Source organism: Micromonospora sp. NPDC047187, assembly GCF_040643355.1.
GTDB classification, from domain to species: Bacteria; Actinomycetota; Actinomycetes; order Mycobacteriales; family Micromonosporaceae; genus Micromonospora; species Micromonospora salmantinae.
On record NZ_JBEYUF010000006.1, the window covers coordinates 261,298 to 277,910 of the forward strand.

General features: G+C 71.6%; 14 protein-coding genes. 7 read left to right on the forward strand and 7 right to left on the reverse strand.

All coding sequences use genetic code 11. The annotated features are described in order from the left end of the window. Positions 1–4 precede the first annotated feature (4 nt). From ABZ794_RS13815 to ftsY, 4 genes are all read right to left on the reverse strand, one after another. Positions 5–343: a P-II family nitrogen regulator gene (locus ABZ794_RS13815; RefSeq protein ID WP_172862163.1), complete on the reverse strand. Its 339-nt coding sequence runs from the start codon at positions 341–343 to the stop codon at positions 5–7. Positions 344–368: 25 nt separating this feature from the next. Then, positions 369–1,781 carry an ammonium transporter gene (locus tag ABZ794_RS13820; protein ID WP_210784384.1) on the reverse strand — a complete coding sequence of 471 codons (1,413 nt, stop codon included), beginning with the start codon at positions 1,779–1,781 and terminating at the stop codon, positions 369–371. A 275-nt stretch (positions 1,782–2,056) separates the two neighbouring features. Continuing rightward, the gene (locus ABZ794_RS13825) at positions 2,057–2,920 is read right to left on the reverse strand and encodes an aminoglycoside phosphotransferase family protein (protein WP_181518597.1); all 864 of its coding nucleotides are present in this window, start codon (positions 2,918–2,920) and stop codon (positions 2,057–2,059) included. Between the two features lie 6 nt (positions 2,921–2,926). Next, positions 2,927–4,108, reverse strand: coding sequence for a signal recognition particle-docking protein FtsY (gene ftsY / locus ABZ794_RS13830; RefSeq protein ID WP_112603473.1), 1,182 nt, complete (start codon positions 4,106–4,108; stop codon positions 2,927–2,929). A gap of 116 nt (positions 4,109–4,224) precedes the next feature. On the opposite strand from ftsY, the gene ABZ794_RS13835 reads away from it, so the two are divergent. From ABZ794_RS13835 to ABZ794_RS13855, 5 genes are all read left to right on the forward strand, one after another. Continuing rightward, the gene (locus ABZ794_RS13835) at positions 4,225–5,952 is read left to right on the forward strand and encodes an alkaline phosphatase D family protein (protein WP_210784385.1); all 1,728 of its coding nucleotides are present in this window, start codon (positions 4,225–4,227) and stop codon (positions 5,950–5,952) included. Positions 5,953–5,962: 10 nt separating this feature from the next. Then, positions 5,963–6,403, forward strand: coding sequence for a MarR family transcriptional regulator (locus ABZ794_RS13840; protein ID WP_238681244.1), 441 nt, complete (start codon positions 5,963–5,965; stop codon positions 6,401–6,403). A 145-nt stretch (positions 6,404–6,548) separates the two neighbouring features. Next, entirely contained in the window at positions 6,549–8,168 is a 1,620-nt protein-coding gene (locus ABZ794_RS13845; protein WP_210784386.1) for an MDR family MFS transporter, read from the forward strand. Between the two features lie 15 nt (positions 8,169–8,183). Continuing rightward, a complete protein-coding gene (locus ABZ794_RS13850; RefSeq protein WP_210784405.1) occupies positions 8,184–8,672 on the forward strand; it encodes a universal stress protein in 489 nt (162 codons plus the stop codon). A 44-nt stretch (positions 8,673–8,716) separates the two neighbouring features. Beyond that, positions 8,717–9,238: a DinB family protein gene (locus ABZ794_RS13855; RefSeq protein ID WP_210784387.1), complete on the forward strand. Its 522-nt coding sequence runs from the start codon at positions 8,717–8,719 to the stop codon at positions 9,236–9,238. Between the two features lie 7 nt (positions 9,239–9,245). On the opposite strand, the gene ABZ794_RS13860 is transcribed toward ABZ794_RS13855, so the two are convergent. The 3 genes from ABZ794_RS13860 to ABZ794_RS13870 form a co-directional block, all read right to left on the reverse strand. After that, entirely contained in the window at positions 9,246–9,866 is a 621-nt protein-coding gene (locus tag ABZ794_RS13860; RefSeq protein ID WP_210784388.1) for an HAD-IA family hydrolase, read from the reverse strand. Then, positions 9,866–13,480: a chromosome segregation protein SMC gene (gene smc, locus ABZ794_RS13865; RefSeq protein ID WP_210784389.1), complete on the reverse strand. Its 3,615-nt coding sequence runs from the start codon at positions 13,478–13,480 to the stop codon at positions 9,866–9,868. Before smc ends, ABZ794_RS13860 begins: the two co-directional genes overlap by 1 nt. Before the next feature lie 349 nt (positions 13,481–13,829). Continuing rightward, the gene (locus ABZ794_RS13870) at positions 13,830–14,024 is read right to left on the reverse strand and encodes a hypothetical protein (protein WP_007456482.1); all 195 of its coding nucleotides are present in this window, start codon (positions 14,022–14,024) and stop codon (positions 13,830–13,832) included. 371 nt (positions 14,025–14,395) lie between these two features. Between ABZ794_RS13870 and ABZ794_RS13875 the strand changes: the two genes are divergently transcribed. Beyond that, a complete protein-coding gene (locus ABZ794_RS13875) occupies positions 14,396–15,553 on the forward strand; it encodes a CAP domain-containing protein (RefSeq protein ID WP_210784390.1) in 1,158 nt (385 codons plus the stop codon). A 116-nt stretch (positions 15,554–15,669) separates the two neighbouring features. Next, positions 15,670–16,512 (forward strand): endo alpha-1,4 polygalactosaminidase, encoded by an 843-nt coding sequence (locus ABZ794_RS13880; RefSeq protein ID WP_210784391.1) that lies wholly within the window; start codon positions 15,670–15,672, stop codon positions 16,510–16,512. Positions 16,513–16,613: the final 101 nt, after the last annotated feature.

Genomic DNA, 16,613 nt, shown 5'->3' on the forward strand with positions numbered 1-16,613 from the left:
GAGGTCAGAGTGCGTCGAGGCCGCGTTCGCCGGTACGTACCCGGACGACCTCTTCGACACCGGTGACCCAGACCTTGCCGTCACCGATCTTGCCCGTGCGGGCCGCTCCGACGATGGCGTCCACCACCTTGTCGACGTCGATCTCGTCGGTGAGCACCTCGACCCTGATCTTGGGCAGGAACTCGACCGTGTACTCGGCACCCCGGTAGACCTCGGTGTGCCCCTTCTGCCGCCCGTACCCCTGAACCTCGCTGACGGTCAGCCCGGCCACCCCGAGGGCGTGCAGGGCCTCCTTCACCGCGTCCAGCTGGTACGGCTTGATGACTGCGGTCACCAGCTTCATGTCCAACCCCTCCATCCCAGGAACGTTAACCGGCGACCTTTTCGCTGACCGGCTCGGCGGGCTCCGCCTCCGGCTTGGCACCACTCGTCGCGCCGCCACCGGGGGTGCCGATGCCGGCCATCGCGAACGCGCTGCCCGTGCCGCCGCCGGCCGGGGACAGGTCGTAGCTGCTCTCGGCGTGCTCGGCGATGTCGATGCCCTCGACCTCCGCCTCGCCAGTGACGCGGAAGCCGATCGTCTTCTCGATGACGAAGGCGAGCACCCAGGCGATGCCGAACGACCAGGCGGTGACGATCAGGCCGGCGAGGGCCTGCCGCCCGAGCTGGGTCGCGCCGCCGCCGTAGAAGAGGCCGTCGGAGGCGCCCACCACGTCGGTGATCGCGGCGTTGACCGAGTTGGTGGCGAAGAGGCCGAGCCAGAGCGACCCGATCCAACCACCGACGAAGTGCACGCCGACCACGTCGAGCGAGTCGTCGTAGCCGAGCTTGTACTTGAGGCTGACGGCGAGCGCACACACCGCGCCGGCGACGATGCCGAGCAGGACGGACGCCCACGGTGCGATGAAGCCACAGGCCGGGGTGATGGCGACCAGGCCGGCGATGGCACCGGACGAGGCACCGACCATCGTCGGCTTCCGGGTCTTGACCCACTCGACAGCGATCCAGCCGAGCACCGCCGCCGCCGTGGCGAGCTGGGTGTTGATGAAGGCGAGGCCGGCGACCGAGTCGACGGTCAGCTCGGAGCCGGCGTTGAACCCGAACCAGCCGAACCACAGCAGTCCGGCACCGAGCGCGACAAGCGGGATGTTGTGCGGCTTCATGCCCTCACGCGGCCAACCGAGCCGCTTACCGAGGACCAGGACCACGGCCAGGGCCGCCGCACCGGCGTTGATGTGCACCGCGGTGCCACCGGCGAAGTCCAGTGCGTGGATGTCGCCGCCGATGATGCCGCCGCCCCACACCCAGTGGGCGACCGGGAAGTAGACCAGGGTGGCCCAGCCGAAGGCGAACAGCAGCCAGCCGGCGAACTTGGCCCGGTCGGCGATGGCACCGCTGATCAGCGCGACGGTGATCACCGCGAAGACCATCTGGAAGGCCATGAACACGTAGAGCGGGACGCCGATGCCGCTGGGGTTCTCCGCCGTGGCACCCCACAGGTCGGTTTCGGCGAGGAAGGTCTTGGTGCCGAGGTACGCGCCCGGGTCGCCCCAGAAGCCGTTCACGTCGGTCCCGAAGGCGACGCTGAATCCGTAGAACCACCACAGAATAGAGATGAGCCCGATAGCCGAGAAGCTCATCATCATCATGTTGAGTACGCCCTTGGCCCGGTTGAGGCCGCCGTAGAACAGCGCCAGTCCGGGGGTCATGAGCAGCACGAGCGCGGTCGAAACCAGCAGCCACGTGGTATTGGCGCCGTCGATCGTCGGTGCTTCAGGCACGCTGGCCTCCTAAAGGTGAAGTCCTCCTTCGCGGCTTTCCGGGGCAGCGTCGCCCGTAGGCCGGTTGCGCGGAAGCTTCGCGGCCGGCTGTTTCACTTTGGGTCCCGTGCGGGTTTCCGTTTCGTGACGGGTTGTTTCGGACGTGTCACGAACTCCGCACAGTCATCAGCATGGACGACTGTGGATCGGCCGGACGGCGATCGTCGATGGCTGACCGGTCAACGCCATCGACCGGTGCGCTTGACGGGCCCGGCCGAGCATCGCCCGACCGGCGCTCAGCGGAGGGCGTTCTCCAGGGTGTGCCGCTCGTAGTCGAGCAGCCGCAGATCGCGCATCGGTCGACGCAGATGGCCCTTGTGCACGATCCGGACGAACGCCGGCTCGCCGGCGGCGGCCATCCGCCGGATCCCCTCGACGTGGTCCACGATCCGTTTGCGGATGGTCCGGATCAGCCGGTGCCGGTCCCGGGGGATCAGCCCGTACGCGTCGGCGAAGAGCCGGAGGCGGCGGGGCCGGTCCGGGTGCTTCCAGCCCAGCGTGATCGAGTCCCGGTCCGCGAAGATCGGCACCCAGGTCCAGGCCGCGTACGCCACGTCGTAGATCCGTGCTCCGGGTGAGGCGAGGTCGAAGTCGATCAGCCCGAGGGTGCCGTCCGGACGCCAGATCACGTTGTGCGGCGCGGCGTCGTGGTGGCAGATCACCTCGGTGTCCGGTGGTGGGGGCCCGAACGAGCGCCAGACCGCCGCCTGCGGAGGAGTGAAGCCGTACTGCGCGTCGTGGAACATGCGCAGCATGGTGGCGACGGTGACCAGGGCCTCGTCGGTCACCCAGTGCGGGGCGAGCGGATATTCTCCGCACTCCCCCTCCAGGTACGACAGCACCTCACGGTTACGCTCGTCCATCCCGAGCGCCCGCGGAGCGCCGGTGAACCCCACGTACTCCAGGTGGCGCAGCAGCGCGTGCACGGACGGGGTCCACGGCCCGGCGTTGCGCCGAACCGTGTCACCCACGCGGACAACGGTGCTCACGTTGCCGCCGTGCAGCGGGATCTCCTGCGAGGTCACGTACGGCCTCCCGAGGCGCTGCGAAGGATGGCCGGGGTCGCGCCAGCCCGCGTACGCGCGATCGTCAGTGGTCACCCGAGACTACGCGTCCCGGCCGGTGGCCTCGGTCCCCAGCAACGCGTCGACGAACTGCGCCGGGTCGAACGGGGCCAGGTCGTCCTTGCCTTCGCCGAGGCCGACCAGCTTCACGGGGATGCCGAGCTTGCGCTGCACGGCGATCACGATGCCGCCCTTGGCGGTGCCGTCGAGCTTGGTCAGCACCACCCCTGTCACGTTGACCACCTCGGTGAAGACCCGGGCCTGCTCCAGGCCGTTCTGCCCGGTGGTGGCGTCCAGGATGAGCAGTGTCTCGTCGATCGGGCCCTGCTTCTCCACCACGCGCTTGACCTTGCCCAGCTCGTCCATCAGGCCGACCTTGTTCTGCAGGCGGCCGGCGGTGTCGATGAGAACTGTGTCCACGCCGGTGTCGATGCCGCGCTTGACGGCGTCGAACGCGACGCTGGCCGGGTCGGCGGCCTCGGGCCCCCGCACGGTCTCCGCTCCGACGCGCGAACCCCAGGTCTCCAGTTGGTCGGCCGCGGCGGCCCGGAAGGTGTCCGCCGCGCCGAGCAGCACGCTGCGACCGTCGGCCACCAGCACCCGGGCGATCTTGCCGCAGGTGGTGGTCTTGCCGGCGCCGTTGACGCCGACGACCAGGACGACCGCCGGCACGCCGTCCTTGGGGGCGGTCCGCAAGGAGCGGTCCAGGCTCGGGTCGAGCGCGTTGACCAGCTCGGCGGCGAGCAGTGCCCGCAGCTCGGATGCCGAGCGGGTGCCGAGCACCCGGGTGCGCTCGCGGAGCCGGTCGACGATGTCGCGGGTGGCGTCGACGCCGACGTCGGCGGTGATCAGGCTGTCCTCGATCTCCTCCCAGACGTCCTCGTCGAGGTGGTCACGGGCGAGCAGGCCGAGCAGGCTCTTGCCGAACACGTTCTGTGAGCGGGACAGCCGCGAGCGGAGCCGGACCAGCCGCCCGGCGGTCGGCTCGGGGACCTCGACCTGCGGTTCGAGCACCGGCGGCGGCTCGACCAGGACGCCGGTGGACAGATCGGACTCCGGTGCCTCGACCGGCGGGCCGGCGAGATCCTCCTCAGCCCTGGTGTCGACCTCGGTGCGTGGCAGCGGGGGCTCAGGCCGCCGCCGCAATCGCGGCACGACCAGCCCGACCGTGCCGGCGATCAGCACACCGAGCAGGACCAGAGCGAGGACGAGATATTCGGCCATGCCGGAATCCTGTCAGATGGCGGCGGCGGCGTCCCAGCCACCGCACCCCGAGCCGTGCCCGGAGTCTCAGCCGCCGCGCCCGGCCGGTGCCGGGGACCGGCGGTAGGCTCGGCCGCATGCCCGCCGCACACCTCCTCATCGGCCCACTTCTGCGGCGAGTGGTGGACACCCGGGCGACGATCTGGGTGGAGACGGCGGCACCCGCCGTGGTCACCGTCCGCACCGGCAGCGGCGCCACCGGCACCGCGCCCACCTTCTCGGCGTACGACCACCACTACGCCCTCGTGGTGGTGGAGGGTCTTGCCCCGGACAGCGAGACCACCTACGAGGTGCTGGTCGACGACGAGATCGTCTGGCCGGTGCCGAGCAGCGGGTTCCCGCCGAGCGTGATCCGCACCCGGGCCGCCGACGATCGGGACCAGCCGGTCAATCTGATCTTCGGCTCGTGTCGCGAGACCACCCAGCACGCCACCACCCGCAAGCTGCCACCTGACGCGTTGGACGCGTACGCCCGGCGGTTGATGGCCGACCCGGAGTCGAACCCGCTGCCCGACCTGCTGGTGCTGCTCGGTGACCAGGTCTACGCCGACGTCACCTCGCCGACCGTGCGCCGGCTGCTGCGGCGACGGCGGCGGCGACCGAAGGGCGCTCCGGCCGATCAGGTGGTGAGCTTCGACGAGTACACCAAGCTCTACCTGGAGTCCTGGCGTGATCCGGAGATCCGCTGGCTGCTCTCCACGGTGCCCAGCGTGATGATCTTCGACGATCACGAGATCATCGACGACTGGAACACCTCGGCGGCGTGGCGGGCCGAGGTGCGCGAGCAGCCGTGGTGGCAGGAGCGGATCGGCAGCGGGCTCGCCTCCTACTGGGTCTACCAGCACCTGGGCAACCTCTCCCCCGACGAGATCGTCGCCGATCCGGTCTTCGCGAAGGTCGCCGCCGCCGAGGACGCCACCAGCGTGCTGCGCGAGTTCGGCCACCGGGTCGACCAGGAGTCCGACCTGGCGCACGACACCGAGCGCTGGCGCGCGGTGCAGTATCAGTGGAGCTACGTACTGGACCTGGGCCGGACCCGGCTGGTCATGCTGGACAACCGGTGCAGCCGGGTGCTCGAGCCCAACAGCCGGGCGATGCTGCCGCCCGGCGAGTGGGCCTGGTTCCTGGACCAGGCGCACGGGGTCTACGACCACCTGGTGGTGGGCGCCTCGCTGCCCTGGCTGCTGCCGCAGGGCATCCACCACATCGAGGCGTGGAACGAGAAACTGGCGGACTCACGCCGACCGTGGGTGGCGCGTGGGGCGGAGAAGCTGCGCCGCGCCCTGGACCTGGAGCACTGGGCGGCGTTCCGGCGGTCCTTCGAGGCGCTCGCGGAGACGTTCGCCCGCATCGGCACCGGCACGCCGCGACAGTCCGGCGCGCGGATCGGGGCCGGCCCGGCGTACGCCCCACCGGCGTCGATCAGCGTGCTCTCCGGTGACGTGCACCACTCGTACGTGGCGCGGGCCCGGTTCGCGGATCCGGCGGTGGTCACTCCGGTGCACCAGCTCACCTGTTCGCCGATCCACAACCAGGTCCCGGCGGGCATCCGTCCGTTGATGCGGCTGGGCTGGTCGCCCGGTCCGGCCGGGGCCACCCGGGCGCTGGCCCGTTCGGCGGGCGTACGCCGGCCGGGGGTGCGCTGGCGCAAGCTGGCCGGCCCGTACTTCGGCAACGCCGTCGCCACCCTTACCCATCACGGGCGCGGGGCCGACGTGGTCATCGAGGGCACCACCAAGGACGGGCATCTACGCCCGGTGATGCGGCGTCGACTCTCCGGCGACGGCGAGCCGGCCGCGCCGTAGTCTCTACGCCGTGGACGAGCACCTGCCGGAGCCGATCCGGGCGGTTGAGCACGAGTTGACCGCTCTGCTGCGCCGCGGCCGGGCGGTCTCCTGGGAGATCGCCCGGGAGGTGCACCCGAACCTGGAGCCGAACACCTACGGGTTGCTGCTCTGGTTGCGGCGTAGCGGGTCGATCCGGTTGACCGAGTTGGCGGCGCGGCTGGGCGTGGGCAAGGGAACGCTGAGCCGGCAGATCAACGCCCTGGAAGTCCTCGGCCTGGTGCACCGCGACCCTGATCCGAGTGACCGGCGGGCCGCGCAGATCAGCCTCACCGACGAGGGGCAGCGCCGGTTCGACGTGGCCCGCGCGGCCCGGCTGGGCGAGTTCCTGCGCGCTCTGGACGGCTGGCCGGAGCGGGACGTCGAGGAGTTCGCCCGGCTGCTCGGCCGGTTCAACGACTCCTGGCAGTAGCTCCCAACGCGGGGGAATAGGGCACCGGTCCGACAAGTTGTTGCTTCAGGCAACCAAGGCATACGGTTGCCTCAGGCAACTCACAGGCGGCCCGTGCGTACCAGCCCCGCCGTTCCACATCGACTCCGCTCGGAGGCAACACACGATGAGCCAGGCGACAGTGCCTCCCCAGGCGACCGCCGTGACCATGACCCACCGGCAGATCCTGGAAGCACTCTCCGGCCTACTGCTGGGCCTGTTCGTCGCGATCCTGTCCTCCACCGTCATCTCCAACGCGCTGCCGCGGATCATCACCGAACTGCACGGCGGCCAGTCCGCGTACACCTGGGTGGTGACCTCGGCCCTGCTCGCGACCACAGCGACCACCCCCATCTGGGGCAAGATGGCCGACCTGACCAGTAAGAAGACACTGGTCCAGCTCGCCCTGGGGATCTACGTGCTGGGCTCGGTGCTGGCCGGCCTCGCCCAGGGCACCGGTGAGCTGATCGCCTGCCGGGTGCTCCAGGGCGTCGGCGCCGGCGGTCTCACCGCGCTGGCCCAGGTGATCATGGCCACGATGATCGCGCCCCGCGAGCGCGGCCGCTACAGCGGCTACCTCGGGGCCGTGATGGCCGTCGGCACCATCGGTGGCCCGCTGATCGGCGGCGTGATCGTGGACACCTCCTGGCTCGGCTGGCGCTGGTGCTTCTACGTCGGCGTGCCGTTCGCCATCCTCGCGCTGATCGTGCTCCAGAAGACCCTGCACCTGCCGGTGGTCAAGCGGAAGGCCGAGATCGACTGGTGGGGCGCCACCCTGATCACCGCGGCCGTCTCGGTGCTGCTGATCTGGGTCTCGCTCGCCGGCGACCAGTTCGCCTGGGCCTCCTGGCAGACCGCCGTCATGGTCGTCGGCGCGCTGGTCCTCGGCGCGTTGGCGATCCGGGTCGAGACCCGGGCCGCCGAGCCGATGATCCCGCCACGGCTGTTCCGCAACCGCACCATCACCCTCGCCGTCGTCGCCAGCATCGCGGTCGGTGTGGGCATGTTCGGCGCGTCGATCTTCCTGGGCCAGTACTTCCAGATCAGCCGCGGGCAGAGCCCCACCATGTCCGGCCTGATGACCCTGCCGATGATCCTCGGCCTGCTGGTCGCCTCCACCGTCATCGGGCGGGTCATCAGCAAGACCGGCCGCTGGAAGCGGTACCTGGTGATCGGGTCGGCGTTGCTCACCGTCGGCTTCGCGCTGATGGGCACCCTGCGCGCCGACACCAGCTTCACACTGCTCAGCGTCTACATGCTGCTGATCGGCGTCGGCCTGGGCATGACCATGCAGAACCTGGTCCTCGCCGTGCAGAACACCGTCGGCCCGCACGAACTCGGCGCGGCCAGCTCGGTGGTGGCGTTCTTCCGCAGCCTGGGTGGCGCGATCGGCGTCTCCGCCCTCGGCGCGGTGCTCGCCCACAAGGTCAAGGACTACACCGCCGACGGCCTGGCCCAACTCGGCATCCCCGCCTCCAGCTCGGGCAGCGGCGGTGCCCTGCCCGACGTGCACACCCTGCCCGGCCCGCTGCGGGCGGTGGTGGAGAGCGCGTACGGCCACGGTGCCGGTGACATCTTCCTGGCTGCCGCCCCGTTCGCGCTGATCGCGCTGATCGCGGTGGCCTTCATCAAGGAGGTGCCGCTGCGCCAGCACAACGGCGACCCGGTTTCCGACCAGGTCGAGCGGGAATCGACAGTCGCCGCCGGCGCTGGCGCACCCGTGATCCGTACCGGCGAGCAGAGGTGAGGTAGAGCCATGGGCGTGGGAGCACCGGACCGTGAGGAGTACGGGCCCCGGACCCGACCGCTGCCCTTCGAGCGCGGGACGGACGGCCCTCGGGTGATCATGGTGGGCATCGACGGCACCCGGACCTCCGAGCGGGCCGGCTCCTACGCCGCCGGCCTGGCCCGTCGGCAGGGCGCCGCGCTGGTGGTGGTCTTCGTCAGCTCGCCGAGCGGGCTGACCGCCCTGGTGCCCGGCATGGACGCCGGCGCGGTCCAGCGCACCCACGACGAGTTGGCCGACGAGCTGCGCCGGGAGTGCCGGCGTGGGGCCGAGCAGTGGGGCATTCCGGTGACCCTGCTGGTGCGGCGCGGCGACGCGTACGGCGAGCTGTGCGCGGCGGCCGACGAGTTCCAGGCCGACATGGTGGTCGTCGGCGCCTCCGAGCAGGCCGGACACCGGCTGGTCGGCTCGGTCGCCACCCGGCTGGTCCGCGCCGGCCGCTGGCCGGTAGTCGTGGTGCCCTGATAACCCGTCGCGGCATGTCCGAGGTGCCGGGCAGGATGCGCGGCATGACCTGGATCGCGCCGGAGATCACCCGGACCCCCGAACCGTACGTCGGCGACGAGCGCACCATGCTCGACGGCTGGCTCGACTACCACCGACAGACGCTGCTACTCAAGTGCGCCGGCCTGACCGAGGAGCAGTTGCGGACGCCGAGCGTGGAACCGTCCGGGCTGACCCTGCTCGGCCTGGTCCGGCACCTGGCCGAGGTGGAGGCCTGGTGGTTCCGGGAGAACTTCGCCGGCGAGCCTGTCGACTACCCGTACTTCACCCCGGACAACCCGGACGCCGACCACGACGTCAGCGCCGCCGACGCCGCTGCCGACTTCGCCATCTTCCACCGCGAGGTGGCGCTGGCCCGCGAGGCCGCCGCCGGCCACTCGCTCGACCAGACGTTCACCGAGGTCGGCGCGAAGAAGCGCACCTTCAACCTGCGCTGGGTGTACGTGCACATGATCGAGGAGTACGCCCGGCACAACGGCCACGCCGACCTGATCCGGGAACGCATCGACGGCGTCACCGGCGAGTGACGAACGCTCAATAGTCCAGGGCCGCCCGCAGGTAACGCAGGTCGGCGTGGCCGCCCCACCGGTGCGCCGACAGCCCGGCGGCCCGGGCACCCCGCACGGCCCAGTCCTCGTCGTCGACGCAGAGGACCCGGGCCGGCGGGGTGGCCAGGGCCACGCAGGCGGCCTTGAAGTATTCCGGAGCCGGCTTGTGCACGCCGATGACCGAGGAGTTGACCACCACGTCCAGCTCGCCGACCAGGCCGAGCGCGGCCAGGTCGGCGTCGAGCAGGTCGGTGGCGTTGGTGCCCAGCCCGACCCGGACGCCCGCCGCACGGACCTCCCGAACGAACGCCAGCACCTCCTGGTCGACCTCTCCCCGGTAGCTCTGCCACTGCTCCACAGCGGCGCGGGCCCGTTCCGGGCTGCCCACCGACTCGGCGAGGGCGTCCGCCACGCTGTTCATCCACTCGGCGTGGTTGACCTGGCCGGTGAGCACCGGCTGGAGCCGCCCCCACTGCATGGCGATCTCACCGAGCACGCCCTCGGAGAGGCCGTACTCCCGCTCGACAACGGCAGCCACCGCCGGGTCCCACCGGCGCAGTACGCCGTCGAAGTCCAGCAGGAGCGCCGTCGCGCGTTCCCGAGCCACTACCCGTTCTCCTCGCCGCGGCCGTGCCGCTGGTCGTCCTCGTCGGCCCGGTTGAGCCGTTGGCTGATCACCTGAGTGACCCCACTGCGCATGGTCACGCCGTAGAGCGCGTCGGCGATCTCCATCGTCCGCTTCTGGTGCGTGATGACGATCAGCTGACTCTTCTCGCGCAACTGTGCCAGCAACGTGATCAGCCGGCCCAGGTTGACGTCGTCCAGGGCCGCCTCCACCTCGTCCATGATGTAGAACGGGCTGGGCCGGGCGCGGAAGATCGCCACCAACATGGCCACCGCGGTCAGCGACCGCTCGCCACCGGAGAGCAGTGACAGCCGCTTGATCTTCTTGCCCGGCGGGCGGGCCTCCACCTCGACGCCGGTGGTGAGCAGGTCGTCCGGTTCGGTGAGGATCAGCCGTCCCTCGCCACCGGGGAAGAGGACTGTGAACACCTGCTCGAACTCCCGGGCGGTGTCCTCGAAGGCGCTGGCGAAGACCTCCAGGATCCGCTCGTCCACGTCCTTGACCACTGTGAGCAGGTCCCGACGGGTGGCCTTGAGGTCCTCCAACTGCTCGGAGAGGAACTTGAAACGCTCCTCCAGCGCGGCGAACTCCTCCAGCGCGAGTGGGTTGACCTTGCCGAGCAGGGCGAGTTCGCGTTCCGCCTTGGCGGCCCGCTTCTCCTGCACCGGCCGCTCGTAGCGCACCGGTTCGGGCACCGGCAGACCGTCACGTTCGGCCGCCGCGACGTCCACCTGGGTCGGCGGAACGGGCTGAGTCGGACCGTACTCGGCGACCAGCGTCTCCACGTCCAGCCCGAAGTCCTCGGCGGCCTTCGCCTCCAACTGCTCGATGCGCAGCCGCTGCTCCGCGCGGGCCACCTCGTCGCGGTGCACCTGGCTGGTCAGCCGCTCCAACTCCGCGCCGAGCCGCTTGGCGGCACCGCGTACCTCCTGAAGCTCCGCCTCCCGTGCGGCGCGCTCGAGGGCGACCGCGTCACGGTGCTCCGCTGCCGTCGCGATCGAGGTGGTCAGCCGGGTCAGCGCCTCCCGGGCGCCACCGGCGACGGACCGGGCGATGCCCGCGCCCCGGGCGCGGGCGGCCCGGCGGGCCGCCGCGCGTTCCCGGGCGGCCCGCTCCGCGGCGGCCTGCCGCGCGAGCGAGTCGGCCCGGCCGGCGATCGAGGAGACCCGCTCCTCGGCGGTACGCACGGCGAGCCGGACCTCCATCTCGTTCTGCCGGGCCTGCGGCACCATGGCCGCCAGCTGATCCCGCTCCTCGGTCGAGGGCTCGGCGTCGACCGGGGTCTCCTCGGCCAGCCGTAGCCGCTCCTCCAGCTCGGCGAGCGCCGTGAGGTCCCGTTGCCGGGCGGCCTCGGCGCGGGAGCGGGAGTCGCCGAGCCGGTCGGTCTCGGCCTTCGCGGAACGGGCCGCCGCGCCCAGCTCGGCCAGCCGGCGAGCGGCGGCGTTGCGGTGGCTCTCCGCCTCGCGCTTCTCGGCGGCGGCGTGCTGCACGGCCTCCTTGGCTGCCGCCACCTCGGCGCGCGCCTCGACCAACTGATCACGCAGCTCCAGGCCAGCGCGTTCGGCGGTGACCCGGTTGGCGCGGGCCTCCTCGACGGCTGCCTGCACCTCGATGTAGCTGGGGGCCTTGGCCGACCCGCCCGCCGCCGCGTACGCCCCGACCACGTCACCGTCCGGGGTGACCGCCCGCAGCTCGGGGTTGCTGGCGACCAGCTCGGCGGCGGCGGCGAGATCGTCGACGAGCGCCACGTCCCGCAGGGCCCGGTGCACCGCCGGACGCAGCTCGGCGCTGCACTCCACCAGGTCGGGCGCCCACCGGGCGTCGTCCGGCAGCTTCGGGCGCAGCGCGTCGGCGGAGCCGGTCATACCGGGACCGGCCGGACTGCCGACCAGCAGGCCGGCCCGGCCGGCGTCGGAGATCTTCAACAGCCGCATCGCCTCGACGGCCTCGTCCACCCCGCTGACGGCGACCGCGTCGGCGAGCCCGCCGAGCGCGGCGGCCAGCGCGGCCTCGTGACCGGGCGCGACGGTGAGCAACCCGGCGAGGCTGCCGAGCAGACCGGGCACGTCCCCGGCGCGGGCGAGCAGCGCCCCGGCGCCGTCCTTGCGCCGCAGCCCCAGGGCGAGAGCCTCCTCGCGGGCCTTCCAGGTGGCCGCGTCCTTCTCCGCCGCCCGCTCGGCGTCGGACAGCGATCGGACGGTGGCCTGGGCCCGTTCCTGCACGGCGACCGCCTCGGCGTGCCGGGCGTCCAGGTCCGCGTTGTCCCGGTCGGCCTCGGTGGACTGGGCGGCGACCGCGTCCAGGTCGGCCTGCGCCTGCTCGGCGCGGCCCAGCGCGTCGGCGTGCGCGATGGCGAGGCGTTCGATCTCCTCGCCGGCGCTGGTGGTCCGGGCCCGGGCGGAGTTGACCTGGCCGGTGAGCCGGGCCATCCCCTCGCGCCGGTCGGCGATGGCCTTGGCCGCGGCGACCAGCTCACGCTCGGCGGCGGCCAACTGCCGCTCCAACTCCTGGCGGTGCTCGACCGCCTCGGCGAGTCGGATCTGGTCGTCGGTGAGCGCGCCGCGTAGCTCCTCCTCCTGCTCGCGGACGCGTTCCGCCTCGGCCTCCAGCTGGTCCGGGTCGCGGCCGGGCCGCTCGTCGTCGCCGGTGGCGCTGAGGTGCCGCAGCCGTTCCCGGGCCAACTGCTCGATCGAGCGGAAGCGTTCCTGGAGGGCGGAGAGCTTGTACCAGGTGTCCTGGGCGGCGGCGAGCAGCGGCGCGTCCTCCGCGAGGGCGGCCTCCAACTCGCCGAGCCGGCCCTGCACCTCGGCGTGCTCACCCTCGATCTGCTCGCGCCGCTCGCGCAGCGCGGTCTCGTCGGCGATCTCCCGGTCGAGGGTGGTCCGCAGGGTGGCGAGGTCGTCGGCGAGCAGCCGAAGCCGGGCGTCGCGCAGGTTGGCCTGGATGGCGGCGGCGCGCCGGGCCACCTCGGCCTGCCGGCCCAACGGCTTGAGCTGACGACGCAGTTCGGCCGTCAGGTCGGTCAGGCGATTGAGATTCACCTGCATCGCGTCGAGCTTGCGCAGCGCCTTTTCCTTGCGCTTGCGGTGCTTGAGGACGCCGGCCGCCTCCTCGATGAACGCCCGGCGGTCCTCCGGCTTGGCGTGCAGCATGCCGTCGAGGCGGCCCTGCCCCACGATGATGTGCATCTCCCGGCCAATGCCGGAGTCGGAGAGCAGCTCCTGGATGTCGAGCAACCGGCACGAGTTGCCGTTGATCTCGTACTCGCTCTCGCCGGAGCGGAACATCCGGCGGGTGATGGAGACCTCGGTGTACTCGATCGGCAGCGCGCCGTCGGTGTTGTCGATGGTGAGGGTGACCTCGGCGCGACCCAGCGGCGCCCGGCCGGCGGTGCCGGCGAAGATGACGTCCTCCATCTTGCCGCCGCGGAGGGCCTTGGCGCCCTGCTCGCCGAGGACCCAGGCGATGGCGTCGACGACGTTGGACTTGCCCGAGCCGTTCGGGCCCACCACACAGGTGATCCCGGGCTCCAGCTTCAACGTCGTCGCGGAGGCGAAGGACTTGAAACCCTTCACCGTCAGGCTCTTGAGATACACCTACTCGATCCTCGTCCGGTGGCCGCCGTACCGTCGCCGGCTGTGGGGACCTGGGTGAACTCGCAGACTAACCCGCCGGTCGGAGCGGCCCGGCACGCGACCCGCCCCGCGTCGCGTCGACAGTGGGCGTGCTGTTGTCCGGGAGACCGCGAGAAAGACAAGCGCCTTTCATGATCGGCTTATCCGCCGACGCGCTTTTCGGTAACTGTGCGGCGTGCTTCCCGCACGATCTGCCGCAAGATCATGAATCGTCGGCGCCGAAAAGACCCCCGGACAGTGTTACGCGCCGGCACAGAGGTGTCGGCGCGCATTTTTGCGATGGTGCGATTCAGTTTTTACGACCTGAAGATCAGGTCAGCGCCGGCTCGGCCAGACGGAGCAGATCGTCCGCCTCCGCCGCAGCCGCCGCGAGCCGATCATTGTCGGCACGCAGACGCGTGATCTCGAACTCCAGTGCCTGAACCCTGGCACGCAGTCGGGTGACCTCGTCGAGCAGACGCCGGTCGGGCGCTGCACCTACGTGGCCGTAGAGGGCCTTCGCCATGCTGACTCCTTGATATGCGCTGCCGGAAAGGCCGGCCAACGCGCGCCCATTTGTACGCGGCTGTCATTCCAGGCTGTATCTGGGCATGACCGGGCGCGACTGGCGACACCTATATATTGAGCCGCAAACCCCTCCTTCGTCAAGTTCTCGCAGGCCGTAGATCATCTCTACGTCGACCTGTCCACTTGTCGGGGGGCTGCCGCAAGGCACGGACACTCTCTGTCCGGACGCCTTTACTGTACGCCCGGATTCACGGAAGTCCGCACCCTGGCGTCCGACTTCCCCTTAACTCTTTCTTAGCCACGTTGCCGCAGGTCGTAGGCGCGCCGTAGCGTCACCCCGGCCCGCAACCGACCCCTGGAGGCATAGGCGTGTACGGCTGGACCGATCCGATGGACCCGAACGGCGCCCCCCGGCGCGCCGAGGGACCGACCGACGAGCCGGCCTGGCTGCACGACCGCCCGGAGCCCCGCTCGGCCTACCTCTTCGGCGACGAGCCCGGTCAGCCGGGCGACGAGTGGCACCGGGAGCAGCCCACCGGCGGCGGCCGGCAGTCCGACCCCTTGACGCCCGCCGACGCCCACACCGCCGCCTGGCCGGCCCCGCAGCCGGAAGACCAGACCGGCGGCTGGGACGACAACCGCCCGGCCCAGGACGCCACCGGCGGCTGGCATACCGAGACGGCCGGCGGCTGGCACACCGACACCGACCCGGAGACCACCGACGAGTGGCGCGGCACCGCCGAGACCGGGCGGCCCGGCGAGGGACGGCACCGCTCCCCACGCCGCTGGCGCCGGCCGCTGATGATCGGGGGCGCCGCCGCGGCCGCCACCCTCGTGGTGAGCTTCGGCGTCGGCGCGCTCACCCTGCCCGGCGGTGACGACGGGGCCGCGCAGCCGACAGCCGTCGACGACACCTTCGCCACGTCGGCCGCGCCGACCGGAGAGCCGGCGCTGGACACCCTCGCCGCACCCTCCCCGTCAACGATCCCCACCCCGGCGTCTCCGAGCCCGTCGCCGAGCAAGGTCGTCAAGCCCACCCCGGCGGCGTCGCGGAGCACCGCCGCGTCGCGCCGCAGCGTCGAGCGCAGCAGCGCGCCGAGCAACACCGGCGGCTCCACCGGTTCCAACGGCTCCAGCGGCTCCGTCAGCGCCCAGGCCCGCGAGGTGGTGGACCTGGTCAACGCCGAGCGGGCCAAGGCCGGTTGCAAGGCGCTGAGCATCGACGACAAGCTGATGACGGCCGCCCAGCGGCACAGCCAGGACCAGGCCGACAACCAGGATATGTCGCACACCGGCAGCGACGGCAGCAACGCCGGCGCCCGGCTGGACCGGGTCGGCTACGCCTGGCGCACGTACGGCGAGAACGTGGCCTGGAACCAGAAGACCCCGGCCGCGGTGATGGACGCGTGGATGAACAGCTCGGGCCACCGGGCCAACATCCTGAACTGCGCGTTCACCGAGATCGGCGTCGGCATCGCCAGCAGCAACGGGCCGTACTGGACGCAGGTCTTCGCCGCGCCGCGCTGACCGCGCGTCGTTCCCGCCCCCGCGCTCGTTGACCCGGTGAGGTACGTCGGGCCGGAGCGTGGGGGCCGCGTACCGGTGCGGGCGGCGACCGGCCGCCCGGGACCCGGGAGCTGCCGATGCGGATCCGGCCGCGGCGACGCGTCGCCGTACGCCCACTGCGCCGCCTCCTGTCCGCCTGCGTCGCTCTCGTGCTCCTGGTGCCGGCGTACGGGTGCCGGCCCGCACTGACCCCGCCCGGCGCGCCCACCGCGTGGCCGGCGACGCAGGCCCGGCACTGGCAGTGGCAGTGGCAGCTCAGCGGCCCGCTCGACCCGGCGGTGGACGCCCACGTCTTCCTCCTCGACCCGGTGGCCACCACCGCCGCACAGACCGCCGACCTGCGCTCCCGGGACCGCCGGTTGATCTGCCAGGTGAACGTGGGATCGGTCCGCTCCGACGACCCGGACGCCAGCCGGTTTCCGGACGTCGTCCGGGGCGCCGGCGGGCGTCGACCCGACAGCCGGTGGCTGGACGTCCGGAGTTGGGACGCGCTCCGGCCGGTGCTGGCCGACCGGTTCCGGCTCTGCCGGGGCAAGGGCTTCGGCGCGGTGGCACTCTTCGACGCCGACGGGTACACGGCACGCACCGGCTTTCCGCTCGACTTCGACGACCAACTGCTGTTCAACCGCCGGCTCGCCGAGCTGGCCCGCTCGCTGAGCCTCTCCCCCGGGCTGGTCAACGACGTGCCGCAACTCGCCGCGCTGGCCCCGGACTTCGACTTCGCGGTCAACGAGGAGTGCGTCCGGCTGGCCCAGTGCGCCAAACTGCTGCCGTTCAGCGACGTCGGCAAGCCGGTCTTCCACGTCGAGTACACCGGCTCGACCGACGACTTCTGTGTCACCACCGTCGGCTACGGCTTCGCGTCGATCCGCAAGAACCGCATGCTGGACGCCTCCCGGGAACCCTGCCCCCTCCCCTGACCCCGTCCCCGCGATCTTGCACTTTCGGTTCCCGATTTGCCGGGTTGACCCCGCTACGTCGCGACAGAAAGTGCAAGACCGGCAGGCAGGAGGGCGGAGGG